General features: G+C 67.9%; 14 protein-coding genes. 10 read left to right on the forward strand and 4 right to left on the reverse strand.

Features of this window, described 5'->3' with window-relative positions; genetic code table 11:
* The first annotated feature begins 23 nt into the window (after positions 1-23).
* Entirely contained in the window at positions 24-1,445 is a 1,422-nt protein-coding gene (locus tag OF829_RS13585; protein WP_264940621.1) for an MFS transporter, read from the forward strand.
* On the opposite strand, the gene OF829_RS13590 is transcribed toward OF829_RS13585, so the two are convergent.
* Positions 1,418-2,260 carry a metal-dependent hydrolase gene (locus OF829_RS13590; RefSeq protein WP_264940622.1) on the reverse strand — a complete coding sequence of 281 codons (843 nt, stop codon included), beginning with the start codon at positions 2,258-2,260 and terminating at the stop codon, positions 1,418-1,420. The two genes, OF829_RS13585 and OF829_RS13590, sit on opposite strands and share 28 nt — an antisense overlap.
* 58 nt (positions 2,261-2,318) lie before the next feature.
* Here OF829_RS13590 and OF829_RS13595 point away from each other — a divergent pair, with 58 nt between their 5' ends.
* From OF829_RS13595 to OF829_RS13610, 4 genes are all read left to right on the forward strand, one after another.
* A complete protein-coding gene (locus OF829_RS13595; RefSeq protein WP_264940623.1) occupies positions 2,319-2,912 on the forward strand; it encodes a TetR/AcrR family transcriptional regulator in 594 nt (197 codons plus the stop codon).
* A gap of 75 nt (positions 2,913-2,987) precedes the next feature.
* Positions 2,988-3,386 carry a hypothetical protein gene (locus tag OF829_RS13600; protein WP_264940625.1) on the forward strand — a complete coding sequence of 133 codons (399 nt, stop codon included), beginning with the start codon at positions 2,988-2,990 and terminating at the stop codon, positions 3,384-3,386.
* A 198-nt stretch (positions 3,387-3,584) separates the two neighbouring features.
* Positions 3,585-4,634, forward strand: a complete 1,050-nt coding sequence (obgE, locus tag OF829_RS13605) for a GTPase ObgE (RefSeq protein WP_264940626.1) — start codon at positions 3,585-3,587, stop codon at positions 4,632-4,634.
* Between the two features lie 2 nt (positions 4,635-4,636).
* Positions 4,637-5,212 (forward strand): hypothetical protein, encoded by a 576-nt coding sequence (locus tag OF829_RS13610; protein WP_264940627.1) that lies wholly within the window; start codon positions 4,637-4,639, stop codon positions 5,210-5,212.
* Positions 5,213-5,264: 52 nt separating this feature from the next.
* On the opposite strand, the gene OF829_RS13615 is transcribed toward OF829_RS13610, so the two are convergent.
* Entirely contained in the window at positions 5,265-5,981 is a 717-nt protein-coding gene (locus OF829_RS13615) for a nuclear transport factor 2 family protein (RefSeq protein ID WP_264940628.1), read from the reverse strand.
* 190 nt (positions 5,982-6,171) lie between these two features.
* Here OF829_RS13615 and proB point away from each other — a divergent pair, with 190 nt between their 5' ends.
* A complete protein-coding gene (gene proB, locus OF829_RS13620; protein ID WP_264940629.1) occupies positions 6,172-7,278 on the forward strand; it encodes a glutamate 5-kinase in 1,107 nt (368 codons plus the stop codon).
* Positions 7,275-8,180, forward strand: coding sequence for an NAD-dependent epimerase/dehydratase family protein (locus OF829_RS13625; RefSeq protein WP_264940630.1), 906 nt, complete (start codon positions 7,275-7,277; stop codon positions 8,178-8,180). The genes proB and OF829_RS13625 overlap by 4 nt, the downstream gene beginning before the upstream one ends.
* A 25-nt stretch (positions 8,181-8,205) precedes the next feature.
* On the opposite strand, the gene OF829_RS13630 is transcribed toward OF829_RS13625, so the two are convergent.
* Both OF829_RS13630 and OF829_RS13635 read right to left on the reverse strand, forming a co-directional pair.
* On the reverse strand, positions 8,206-8,655 hold the full coding sequence (locus OF829_RS13630; RefSeq protein WP_264940631.1) for an OmpA family protein: 450 nt from the start codon (positions 8,653-8,655) through the stop codon (positions 8,206-8,208).
* Positions 8,652-9,173, reverse strand: a complete 522-nt coding sequence (locus OF829_RS13635; RefSeq protein WP_264940632.1) for a Pycsar system effector family protein — start codon at positions 9,171-9,173, stop codon at positions 8,652-8,654. The genes OF829_RS13630 and OF829_RS13635 overlap by 4 nt, the downstream gene beginning before the upstream one ends.
* Before the next feature lie 124 nt (positions 9,174-9,297).
* On the opposite strand from OF829_RS13635, the gene OF829_RS13640 reads away from it, so the two are divergent.
* The 3 genes from OF829_RS13640 to OF829_RS13650 are packed head-to-tail and all read left to right on the forward strand — an operon-like array spanning position 9,298 to position 12,761.
* Positions 9,298-9,540 (forward strand): acyl carrier protein, encoded by a 243-nt coding sequence (locus tag OF829_RS13640; protein ID WP_264940633.1) that lies wholly within the window; start codon positions 9,298-9,300, stop codon positions 9,538-9,540.
* 1 nt (position 9,541) lies between these two features.
* Positions 9,542-10,798 carry a serine palmitoyltransferase gene (spt, locus tag OF829_RS13645; RefSeq protein WP_264940634.1) on the forward strand — a complete coding sequence of 419 codons (1,257 nt, stop codon included), beginning with the start codon at positions 9,542-9,544 and terminating at the stop codon, positions 10,796-10,798.
* Positions 10,799-10,835: 37 nt separating this feature from the next.
* The gene (locus OF829_RS13650) at positions 10,836-12,761 is read left to right on the forward strand and encodes an ATP-binding protein (RefSeq protein ID WP_264940635.1); all 1,926 of its coding nucleotides are present in this window, start codon (positions 10,836-10,838) and stop codon (positions 12,759-12,761) included.
* The last annotated feature ends 353 nt before the right edge of the window (positions 12,762-13,114 follow it).

Here is a 13,114-nt window from a genome sequence, read left to right on the forward strand (position 1 = left end):
ACCCCGCGATCGGAGACCCGAACTTGACCACCGCCCCTACCCCAACCGCCCATGGCTGGCGCGACCTGCTGCGCGAGGGGCGCGGGCCGCTGCTCGCGCTGATGCTGCTCGGCACCTGGACGATCGCGGCGGATGCACTGGTGACCACCACGATCCTGCCGAGCGTCGGCGCGTCGCTGTCGGGCTATGAATATTTCGGCTGGACCGCCTCGGCATTCCTGACCGGCACCGTTGTCGCGGGCGCCTGCGCAGGCTGGCTGTCTGAGCGGATCGGGCTGCGCATGGCGATGGTGGCCGCCGGCGTGGTGCTCGCTTTGGGCTGCGCGCTCTCGGCGCTGGCGCCCGACATGGTCTGGTTCATGGCTGGGCGGGTGCTGCAGGGCGTGGCGGGCGGCTGGGTGCTCGGGCTCGTCTATGTCGCGATGGCGACGGGCTTCCCCTCCCCCCAGCTCCCGCGCCTGTTCGCGCTCGCCAACAGCGTGTGGGGGATCGCGACCGTGCTCGGGCCGCTGATCGGCGGGCTGTTCGCCGATCTCGGATCGTGGCGCGGGGTCTTCTGGCTGTTCGCGGGCCAGGCGGCGTTGTTCGCCGGGGCGGCGCTGTGGCTGATCCCGGTGCGCGCCGGGGAAAGCAGCGCCCAGCGCGTTCCCGTCGCGCCGCTCGCGCTGCTGACGGTCGCGATCGCCGCGGTCTCGGCGGCGGGGGTGGTGAATTCCACCGCGCTCGCGGCGGTGCTGCTGATCGGCGGCCTCGCGTTGCTGGCCTTTGCGATCCGCGCCGATATGCGCAGCGACCATGGCCTGCTGCCCAGCCAGGTGCGCGCGCCCGCGACGCCGCTGCGCGCAGGCTATCTGGTCTATTTCATGACCAACGCCGCCGCGACCGGCTTCTCGCTCTACGGCCCCACCCTGCTGCGCACGACGATGGGGCTGAGCGGGCTGGAGGCGGGCTATATCGTCGCGAGCGAGGCGGTCGGCTGGACGCTGCTCGCGATCGCGGTGAGCGGCGCGGGCGAACGCTGGCAGCGGCGCTGGCTGGTAATCGGGCCCGCCGCGATCCTGGCGGGCGTGACGATGCAGGCGCTTGTGACCGCCGGGGGGTCGATCCCGCTGGTGCTGGTCTCGGGGCTGCTGCTCGGCGGCGGCTTCGGCGTGTCCTACGGATTCCTCGGGCGGCGCGTGCTGACGATGTTTTCCGAGGCAGAGACCGCGCGCGGATCGGGCGCGATCGCCGCAGTTCGCGGCGCGGGCGGGGCGGTGGGCGCGGCGGTGGCGAGCATCGGCGCGAACGCGGCGGGGTTTGCGGGGCTCGATCTCGGCAATGCGCAGTGGGTCGCGCTTGCGGCGTTCGGATCGAGCGTGCCCTTCGCGGTCTGGGCGCTGATCGCAGCGATCCGGGTGGCGCGGACGGCGGAACCTCAGGCGGCGGCGAGCACCGCTGCCTGATAGTCGCTCTCGGCCTTGCCGATCAGGTGACGGTCGTCATGGTTCCAGGGGTGGAAGCCGGGGAGGAAATAGGCGACCCAGGGGAAGAAGATCTTCCGCAGCAGCCCCGGACTGGCGATCAGATACCACCAGACGCGCGCGCGGCCCCAGCGGGTGATGCCGTCCTGCCGTAGCAGCTCGGCCGCGCCGGCGACGCGCTTCTTCCAGAAATTGACCGTCACCAGGAGCATCATCAGCGATTTGAGCTTCCAGCGGCGCCACTTGCTCCAGTCCTTCGTGGCGTGGAGCCAGGTGTCGTAGGCGACGCCCTTGTGCTCGAGCTCCTCGATCGCGTGCCAGCGCCACATATCGGCCTGTTCGCGGTCGACGCCCTTGAAATAGTCGCGGTCGCCGAGGATCACCGAGGCGAGGATCGCGGTGTAATGTTCGAGCGCCATGGTCGCGGCGAGGTTCACGATCGGCGGGCGCGTCTTGATGATGGCGAGGATCTCGTCGACCACCGCCTCGAGCGGGGCGAAATCATAGCCCGCCTCGGTCACGCGCCGGTTGAAGGCGACATGCTCGCGGCTGTGCATCACCTCCTGCTGGACGAAGGCGCGTATCTCGGCGTCGAGCTTGGGCGGGGTGCCCTCGCGGAAGGCCTTCACGCTCTCGATGAACATCGCCTCGCCCTTGGGAAAGGTGATCGAGAGCGAGTTGTGAAAAGCGGTCGCGACGGGATCGCCCGCGAACCACCAGCGGTCCTGCTTCGCCTCGCGCCCGAAGCGGCGGTCGCGCGGGGTGATGGTCAGATCGGCGGGAGTTTTTGCTTTCACGGCGCGATTGCTCCACAAGCCACAAGTTTCCCCAGGGTCATATAAATTACTTACAATAATGTCAATAACGCCACGCCGACGCCTTTCTCCCGAAGAATCCCGCGATGCCGCGCTCGAAGCCGCGCGGACGCTGCTGATCGAGGACGGCCCCCAAGCGGTGACGCTCAAGGCCGTCTCTGCCAAGATCGGGCGCACCCACGCCAATCTGCTCCACCATTTCGGATCGGCCGCGGGGCTGCAAAAGGCGCTGGTCGCGAGCCTGGCGGAAGAGGTCACCGGGCGGATCGGCGAGGCGATCATCCGCGCGCGCGAGACCGACCATAATCCGCGCGAGGTGGTCGATCTGACCTTCGACGCCTTCGACAAGGGCGGCGCCGGCGCGCTGGCGAGCTGGATGATCCTGACGGGCAATCACGACGTGCTCGATCCGATCCTCGATGCGATCCATCGGCTGGTCGATATGATCGCCAAGGATCATGACCATGAGGGGCTCACGCTGCAGGAGGAGACGCTCCAGCTGGTGCTGATCGCGCTGGGCGACGCGCTGCTGGGCGCGCCGATGGCCAAGGCGCTCGGCCTGCCCCGCGAAAAGGCGCGCGAGCTGGCGACCAATTCGCTGCTGACGGCGCATCTGCATCCGCGCCTCAAATAGCCAGCTCCCAGACAGGTAGCGCGCGCTAATGCGGTGGATTATGACGCCCCGGAGGGCGCAACACAGCGAGTTGATATGATCGGATCCCTTATTCTGGCCAGCGCGGCCTTTGCCGCCACGCCCCCCGCGCCGATGCTGGGCGGGTGCGCGGTCTCCAGGCTCTGGGGCACCACGCTGCCCGCGAGCATGCCCGCCGACCAGGAGCGCCATGTGGTCCATGTCCAGGGCAAGCAGATATTCTGGAACAGCCGGCTGATGACGGTCGAGCGCGCGGCGGCCGAGATCGGGGCCAACATGGCCGACGGCCGCGACCTGCTGGTGATCGACGCGAGCATGGCCAAATGCGCGGTGGTGAAGACGCTGGCGGCCGCGCTCGAGGGGCCGGCGGCATGCACGCCCGAGCGCTGCTTCGTGACGGCGAAGCCCATCCCCGCGCGCAAACTGCCCGAGGAACCCGCGGCGCCGAAGCCTTGAGATCAATTCAACCCCGTTCGTCCTAAATAGCCATTGAGTAGCGGCGGAGCCGCGCATCGAAATGGCGTATCGAAGGACAGGCGGCTTGGTGCTTCGATACGAGCCTTCGATACGCCGCTGACGCGGCTACTCAGTCTCCACTCAGCACGAACGGGGATAGGGTGGTGTTCCCGCTCATCTACCCTTAAGTGCCCGCCCATGCATTTCCTCGATCAGGCCAAGATCTTCGTCCGCTCGGGCACCGGCGGCCCCGGCGCGGTGGGCTTCCGGCGCGAGAAATATATCGAATATGGCGGCCCCGACGGCGGCGACGGCGGCAAGGGCGGCGACATCATCTTCGAGGCGGTGGCGGGGCTCAATACACTGATCGACTTCCGCTACACCCAGCATTTCCGGGCGCAGCGCGGCCATGGCGGCGCGGGGCAGAACCGCACCGGCGCGGGTGGCGACGATCTGGTGATCAAGGTGCCGGTGGGGACGCAGATCCTCGCCGACGACGAGGAGCGCACACTGCTGCTCGATTTCACCAAGGTGGGTGAGCGCAAGGTCTTCCTGCGCGGCGGCGATGGCGGGCGCGGCAATGCCAGCTACAAGACCTCGACCAACCGCGCCCCGCGCCAGCACGGCACCGGCTGGCCGGGCGAGGAGATGTTCGTGTGGCTGCGGCTCAAGCTGCTCGCCGATGCGGGGCTGGTCGGGCTGCCCAACGCCGGCAAATCGACCTTCATCAACGCGGTGACCAACGCCCAGGCCAAGGTCGGCGCCTATGCCTTCACCACCACGCGGCCGCAGCTGGGCGTGGTGCGGCACCGCCAGCGCGAGTTCGTGATCGCGGACATCCCCGGCCTGATCGAGGGCGCCGCCGAAGGCGCGGGGATCGGCGACCGCTTTCTGGGGCATATCGAGCGGTGCAAGGTGCTGCTCCATCTGGTCGATGCGAACGATCCCGACGTGGCCGAGAGCTACCGGATCGTCCAGGCCGAGCTGGAGAATTACGGCGCGGGGCTTACGAGCAAGAAGGTGGTGGTCGCGCTCAACAAGATCGACACGCTCGACGACGAGCTGATCGCGGCGCTCTCCGCCGAACTGGAGGAAGCGAGCGGGGCGGAGGTGATCCCGATCTCGGGGGCCGCGGGCACCGGGCTCGACTGGGCACTCGACAAATTGCTCGAGGCGATCGGGCCCGAGAGCGGGGGCGTGACCGACGACGATGATGGCGAGGATGCGATCGAGTGGTCGCCGGTTTAGCCATGGCTCGCCTGCGTATTGAGATATCTGCCAGCCCTTCTTCAAACGACTACCAAGCACGCCCTTTTCTCAACGATCAGGATTGGCTCGGCCGGGACCATCTGGGCCTCGATCCGCCTGAATTGGTGGCCGAACTGACCGATACGGCCGCCAGCGAGGTACTGATCGGACGATGCGGTTGTGGGGTCGTGGGTTGCGATGATGTTCGCGTGGCGATTGCGCGATCGGCTGCGTCCATAGATTGGCTTTACGGCGGCCGGCGGGTCCACTTCGATCCTGAGCAATACAATGCCGAGATACGGCGCTTTGCCGCCGATGAAAGCTGGCGCCCTGTCGAACGGCAGGTCGAGCGTGCGGTCGAGGAGCTTTTTCGGGGCCTCGTGCTCGAAGATCGGCTCGAATTTCGCTGGGCGTCCGCTCGTATCAAACGAAATATCGTGCACCTATCCTTTGACCGGTGTGGCCTCCGCCCCGAAGACCATGAGCAGCGTATTCTGGAATTCAGCTGGGATGGCGAGTCCGTCGAGAGTGCCCGTGATCGAGCTCTGTCTTTTCGGCGAGAAAGGTTCGACAGCTAAGACGCTCGCCCGTGGCGGGCTGGGGCGAACGCATAGCGGGCTTAGCCGCCGCTCAGTCCTTGAACCCCTCCCTCGCCCGGCTGTTGTCGAGCACGATCGGCCTGCCGGTCACCGGATGGGGATAGTGGAACGGGATGGTGTCGGTCGCCGGCCACAGGCGCGGGCGCGGTTCGACCGGGGCGTCGGGGCCGAGCGGGTCTTCGGGATAGAAGGTCGAGGCCATCGGGATGAAGTCGATCGGGGTCTTGGCCCAGCCCTCTGCGAAGCTGCCGTGCCAGAAGGGGAAGTAACGCAGCGCCTTGATCCGCCAGATGCCGTCGGCGCCCCGGATATAGTCATTCTCGTAGATTCCGCCTTCCCACCAGGCGCGCTGCGGGCCCTCGGCGGTCTCGTGCAGACCCGCCTGCATCTGCGAGCGGCCGCGGACCTGGGCCGTGTTGCGGTCGGGAGCGACGTCGATCACCATCTGGAGCTGGGGATGATCGAGCAGCCAGCCATAGCGCGGGCCGTTATGGCCCTGCGTGAATTGGGTCTGGAATCGCTCGATATAGAGTCGCCGCACCCCCGCCTTTCCCTTGTAGATGCCGCCGAGAAACCAGACTTCGGCATCGTCGGCGAACAGATCGACGCATTCATTGTACTGCGATTTATCGATGAAATAGCCGTAGCTGTATTGGAGCTTGCGGATCGCGCTTTCGTCCTGGAGGCGTCCGAGCTCATGCTCGAGCCGTTCGATGCGAGCGGTGAGCGCTGCGGTCTCGTCGGTCATTCTTCCGTGCCTTTCCGATCGGCCGCGCTGGATGGGGCGGGCCACGCCGTGGATGAGCGCAGGATGCACGCGCCCCGCGCCGAGGGCAACGGACGCCAGCCGCGCTCATGCCGGGAACATAGCCCGCATTGCTCTCGCTAAATGCGAACCCTGATTGGCGCGCGGCTTCTCCCCCGCTAACGCAGCCCGCGTGAAACAATTCGCCCCCGCCTCCTGTCCGCGGCTGATCGTCAAGGTCGGCTCGGCGCTGCTCGTCGACGCGCAGGGACAGGTGCGGCGCGACTGGTTGACCACGCTGGTCGCCGATCTCGCCGAACGCGCACGCGCGGGGCAGCAGGTTGCGGTCGTTTCCTCGGGCGCGATCGCGCTGGGAGCGCGGCGGCTGGGGCTGGCCAAGGGCGGGCGCGCGAGCCTCGAGGATGCGCAGGCGGCGGCGGCGACCGGGCAGATCGCGCTCGCGGGCATCTGGGCCGAGCTGCTCGGCGCGCAGGGGCTGACCGCGGCGCAGATGCTCGTGACGCTCGACGATCTCGAGGACCGGCGGCGCTACCTCAACGCCGCGGCGACGCTCGACCGGCTGCTGGGGCTCGGCGTGGTGCCCGTGCTCAACGAGAATGACAGCGTCGCGACCGAGGAGATCCGCTTCGGCGATAATGACCGGCTCGCCGCGCGGGTGGCGCAGGCGGCGGGGGCGCAGGGGGTGATCCTCCTTTCCGATGTCGATGGGCTCTACGACCGCAACCCCGGCCAGCCGGGCGCGCGGCACATCCCCCGCGTCGAGCGGATCGACGATGCGATCGAGGCGATGGCCGATCGCGGATCGGGATCGGGGATGGGATCGGGCGGCATGGTGTCGAAGATCGCGGCGGCGCGGATCGCCAATGCCGCGGGCGCGCATCTCGCGATCGCTTCGGGCCGGATCGAGCATCCGCTGTCGGCGGAAGCGCGGCACACGCTGTTCGTCGCCGAGAAGTCGGCGCCCGCGCGCAAGGCGTGGCTCGCGGGCGGGCTCACCGCGCGGGGGACGATCCATGTCGATGCCGGTGCGGCGCGGGCGCTGGGCCAGGGCAAGAGCCTGCTCGCCGCGGGCGCGACGCGCGTCGAGGGCGCGTTCGCGCGCGGCGACCTGGTGGTGATCGCGGGGCCCGACGGCAAGGCGATCGCACGCGGGCTGGCCGAATATCCGAGCGACGATGCCGCGCGGATCGTCGGCCGCCGCAACGAGGATCAGGCCGAACTGCTCGGCTATGCGCCCCGCACCGCGCTGGTGCATCGCAGCCATATGGCGCTGCTGTGAGCATCCTCGCCATCACCGGGGGGACCGGGTTCGTCGGGTCGCGGCTGATCGCGCTGGCGCTGGAGGCCGGGCATCGGGTGCGCGCGCTCACCCGGCGCGAGCAGGCGGCGCGCGAGGGGATCAGCTGGGTGCAAGGCGATCTGCAGGACCGCCCCGCCCTCGCCCGCCTCGCCGAGGGTGCCGATGCGGTGATCCATGTCGCGGGGGTGGTGAACGCGCCCGACCGCGCGGGCTTCGCGCTCGGCAATATCGAGGGCACCGCGAACATGCTCGCCGCCGCCGAGGGCGCGGGGGTCAGGCGCTTCGTCCATGTCTCGTCGCTCGCCGCGCGGGAGCCGGACCTGTCGGTCTATGGCTGGTCCAAGGCCGAGGGCGACAGGCTGGTCGAGGCATCGCCGCTCGACTGGAGCATCGTCCGCCCGCCGGCGATCTTCGGCCCGGGCGATCTGGAGATGCTCGAGCTGTTCAAGCTCGCCAAATGGGGCCTGGCGCTGTCGCCGCGCGGCGGGCGGATTTCGGTGATCGAGGTGGGGGAGCTCGCGCGGCTGCTGCTCGCGCTGGCGGTGAGCGACAGCTGCCGGATGACGCTCGACGTCGATGACGGGGTCGAGGGCGGCTGGAGCCATCCCGAATTCGCCCGCGCGATCGGCGCGGCGCTGAACAAGCGGATCGCGTCGTTCGCCCTGCCCCGCCCGCTGCTGATGGCAGGGGCGCATCTCGACCGGCTGGTGCGCGGCAAGCGGGCGAAGCTCACGCCCGACCGCGTCGCCTATTTCTGCCACCGGGACTGGGTGGTCGACGGGGCGAAGCGCCCGCCCGCGAACCTGTGGGTGCCGCAGGTGAAGACCGAGGATGGGCTCGCCGCGACGGCGGCGTGGTATCGCAAGCAGGGGCTGCTTTAGAGGCGGCAATTGGGCCGGCTCGCGATCATTTCGTCTGCCTCCTGCGGGGGTAAACATAGTTGTCCGGCCCATAAGTAAGCTCGATCCGCCGGTTCTGGCGCTCGGATATGTTCGGCGGCGTCTTCACACGCAGTTCTCTGGCACCGAAATCCAGCATGTTCCTCGGATTCACGAACACGCCGCGGCTAGCGAGGTAATTGCTCACCGCTTTGAGCCGCAAAGCGGAAACGCCACGCTTCTCGCGGGTGTCGGCGTGGCCCGCAAGCACTGCGACCGAACCGCAACTGCCCTGGTTCTCAACAGCGATGTCGAGGATTTCGGCTGCGTCCTTCTTGATCGCCGAGGAGTCCGGATCGAAGAACACGATATACGGCCCCGGCGTGCAATCGACCTGGATCGGCGGAGCCTCCTGCTGGGCCGCGCCAAGCGTGATCGTCGCGGCAAGCGCGAGCATGAGCTTCACGCGATTGGTCATGCGATCATTCCCCACAGGAACGCCGCGAAACTCGCGACCAGCCCCACCAGGAACACCCGGTAGGCCAAGCCGAGCACGCGGTATTTCTTCCGCCTGAGCACCTGTCCGTTCTGGTAGAGATCGCGCGCCATCAGTTCGAGCGCGCCCCGATCGGTGGTGAGCTTATCGCACAACCGCTCGATGAACTCGTCCTCGTCCAGCCGGGTGAACGAGCCGAAGAAGAGCAGGTTGAGCGGCGCCTCGTCCGGCCGCTTGCGCGGTCTCAGCACCGGCATCACCACCAGCATCGCCAGAATCGCCGAGAAAAAGGCGAAGCTGCCAAGGATCGCGAGCGGCAGCGGCGGCATCGCCCCATGCGCCTGTCCGATCGTGATGGTGAAGATCACGAAGGTCGCGCCCATCAGGATCGACGCCTTCTGGTCGGCCATCTGGCTCAATTGCAGATGGATCGCCTGGGTGGTGCGCACGACATGGACGAAATTCTGCGTGAGCGGCTTTGGCGGGTCCGGTTCGGCCATGGCATCTCCCCTGCCCCATGAGTGTCGCACGCCGCCCCGCCGCTGCCAAGCACGGCCCCGCCACGGGCGCGTTCTCGCCGCATTCGCTTGGCACTGGCGAGGGACAACGTTAAGGGAACCCCGCATGAGCGACCGCGCAGCCATCACCGAAACCGTCACCGGCCTGATCCAGCCTTTCAACAAGAAGGGCGTGACGCTGACCGACGCGACCACCTTCGCCGGCGATCTCGAATGGGACAGCCTGACGGTGATGGATTTCGTGGCCGCCATCGAGGATGAATTCGACATCATCATCACGATGAACATGCAGGCCGAGATCGAGAATATCGGCCAGCTGATCGATGCGGTCGAGAAGCTGAAGGGCTGAAATGACCGACAGTATCCAGACTTCCGACGTGCCTGTGCCCGGCCAGGACTCGGTGCCCGGCGACCTGATGTCCAAATTCGACGGGCTGATCGCCGAACGCCAGGCATTGCTTGACAGCGGTGTCCGCGATCCGTTCGCGATCGTGATGGACGAGGTGAAATCGCCCACCGAGGCGGTGATCAAGGGCAAGGACACGATCCTGCTCGGCACCTACAACTATATGGGCATGACCTTCGATCCGGACGTGATCCAGGCCGGCAAGGACGCGCTCGATCAGTTCGGCAGCGGCACCAATGGCAGCCGGATGCTCAACGGCACCTTCCGCGACCATATGGAGGTCGAGGAGGCGCTGAGGGAATTCTACGGCACCACCGGCGCGATCGTCTTTTCGACCGGCTATATGGCCAATCTCGGGATGATCTCCACGCTTGCCGGCAAGGGCGATTACATCATCCTCGACGCGGACAGCCACGCCTCGATCTATGACGGCTGCAAGCAGGGCTATGCCGAGATCGTCCGCTTCCGCCACAACTCGGTCGAGGATCTCGACAAGCGCCTCGGCCGCCTGCCGCCCGAGGCGGGCAAGCTGGTGGTGCTCGAGGGCGTCTATTCGATGCTCGGCGATATCGCCCCGCTCGACCAGATGGTCGCGGTCGCCAAGAAGCATGGCGCGATGGTGCTCAGCGACGAGGCGCATTCGATGGGCTTTTTCGGCCCCAATGGCCGCGGCGTCTACGAGGCGCAGGGGGTCGAGGGCGATGTCGACTTCATCGTCGGCACCTTCTCCAAGTCGGTCGGTACGGTGGGCGGCTTCTGCGTGTCGAACCATCCCAAGTTCGAGGCGATCCGCCTCGCCTGCCGCCCCTATATCTTCACCGCCAGCCTGCCGCCCAGCGTGGTCGCGACCGCGGCGACCTCGATCCGCAAGCTGATGCATGCGCACAACAAGCGCGCGCACCTCTGGGAAAACGCCCGCCAGCTCCATGGCGGGCTCAAGGCGATGGGCTTCAAGCTCGGCACCGAGAATCCGGACAGCGCGATCATCGCGGTGATCCTCGACGATCAGGAGCAGGCGGTGATGATGTGGCAGGGCCTTCTCGAGGCCGGGCTCTACGTCAACATGGCGCGCCCGCCGGCGACCCCGGCGGGCACCTTCCTGCTGCGCTGCTCGCTGTGCGCCGAGCATACGACCGAGCAGATGATCCGCGTCACAGAGATGTTCCGTGCCGTGGGCAAGGCGGTCGGAGTGATCGCCTGATCTTCTCAGCGGGGCCCGGCTGGCCTAATCGTTACGCATGAGCGAGGAACCCGGCCCCGAGGCCCCAGTCCGCGACCGCGACTGGCGCATGATCCTGCTCGCCGTGCTCGCATTGGTGGGCGTCGGCGTGCTGGTGCTGCTGCTCAACCTCCAGACCTCGACCGACCGCGAGCGCGACGCCGCGCTGGAGCGGCAGGCGAAGACCTATGAGGTGATCATCCGCGCGGGCCTGCTCTCGGGGACGATGGCGCAGGCGGAGGCGTCGCTCGGCCGCTATGTCGTCAGCGGCAATGACGACAAGGAACTAGGCCAGCAATTCTCCGACCAATGGGGCGAGGCGGCGAACCATCTCGCCCGGCTGGAGGCGCTGACCCGCAGCGATCCGCGCCAGCAGGCGACGCTCAAGCGGCTCCGGACCGCGTTCGAGGCGCGCGGCAAGGAACTCACCGACACCGCGCTCTATTCGGTGTTCAAGCGCGACCGCGATGCGCTGGGCCGCTATTATCAGGTCCGCGCCACCCCCGCCCGCGCCGAGACCGAGGCGATGGTGCAGCGGGTGATCGACGACCAGCGCAAGCTGCTGCTCGAACGCAAGGGCGACTCCGCGGCGCTCGCCGACCGCTCGCGCACCGCGACGCGGGTGCTCGGCATCTTCGGCCTGATCGTGGTGATCGGCGCGGTGATGCTCGGCTACATGACCGTGCAGGCGATCGGCGGGCAGGCGCTGGCGGACGCCGATGCCGATGCCGAGCGGCTGCGCGCCGCCGAACTGGCCGAGGCGGTCGATGCCGCCACCGCCCAGCTTCGCGCCGAGATGCGCGAGCGCGAGGCCGCCCAGGCACAGCTCCGCCAGGCGCAGAAGATGGACGCCGTGGGCCAGCTCACCGGCGGGATCGCGCATGATTTCAATAATATGCTGGCCGTCGTGCTTGGCGGACTCGAACTCGCCAAGCGGCGGCTCCACACCGGCGGCGCCGATGCGCAGAAGCATATCGAGAATGCGATGGAGGGCGCCAACCGCGCCGCGGCGCTCACCCGGCGGCTGCTCGCATTCTCGCGCGAAGAGGCGCTGCTGCCCAGCGCGATCGAGGCGCATGCGGTGATCGAGGGGATGGCGAACCTGCTCGACCGCACCCTGGGCGGCGCGGTGACGGTGGAGACGCGCGACGACGGGCTCGGCTGGGTGATCTGGGCCGACCGGCACCAGCTGGAGAATGCGCTGCTCAACCTCGCGGTGAACGCGCGCGACGCGATGAACGCGCGGGGCACGCTGAGCTTCGCGACAGGCGGCAGGGCGCTCGCCGCAAATGAGATCGGCGAGTGCGCGGCGGGCGACTATGTCAGCATCGCGGTGGGCGATACCGGGTGCGGCATGGCGCCCGAGGTGCTCGAGCGCGTGTTCGAGCCCTTCTTCACCACCAAGCCGGTCGGCAAGGGTACCGGGCTGGGGCTGTCGCAGCTGTTCGGCTTCGTCCGCCAATCGGGCGGCGAGATCGCGATCGACACGGTCGTCGGCGAAGGCACCACCGTCACCCTTTTCCTGCCGCGCCATATCGGCGAGGCGGAGGCCGTGACCGATGCGGAGGCGCCCGCCGGGGACGCGCCCGTCCGCGCGCTCGACATCCTCGTGGTCGAGGATGACCCGCGCGTGCTCAACGCCACCGTCGGCGCGCTGACCGAGCTGGGGCATCGTCCGGTGGCGTGCGACGATCCCCTCGCCGCCCCCGCGCTGATCGACGGGCTCGAGGCGCTCGACCTGATCGTCTCCGACGTGCTCATGCCCGGCCAGACCGGCCCCGAGATGATCACCGCGCTCGCGCATCGGCTCGATGGGGTCGGCGTGCTGTTCGTGACCGGCTTTGCCGGCGAGGCCGATGCGAACGCGCTCGGCGGCTATCCGGTGCTACGCAAGCCCTTCACCATGGCGGCGCTGGCAAAGGCGGTGGAGGGCGCGCGCGCCTGAGGTCAATTTCGCCTCCAGGGCAGGACAGTTTGAAGTTGAATCGTCATCCCGGCGAAAGCCGGGACCCAGAGCCACGGGCGACGCGCTGCTTGGCCCTGGGTCCCGGCTTTCGCCGGGATGACGGAATTGGTTCGATTGGAAACCTTGGCGTTCCAGGAAGCGGGTTCCATGCCCGGTGTTCCTCGGCGAAGGCCGGGGCCCAGTTGGGAAAGCTCCCCGGATCTCGCTCCTTGGGCGAGTTCACCGATACTGGGCCCGGGTCTTCGCCGGGGAACATGCGGACTCGGTCGCTGAGCGTATGCAGACCGCAACTTTGCCGGTGACGGAGTCGGGAACCACCGGTATAGCGGCTG

Origin of the sequence: Sphingomonas caeni (genome assembly GCF_026013415.1) — a bacterium.
GTDB lineage: Bacteria > Pseudomonadota > Alphaproteobacteria > Sphingomonadales > Sphingomonadaceae > Sphingomonas > Sphingomonas caeni.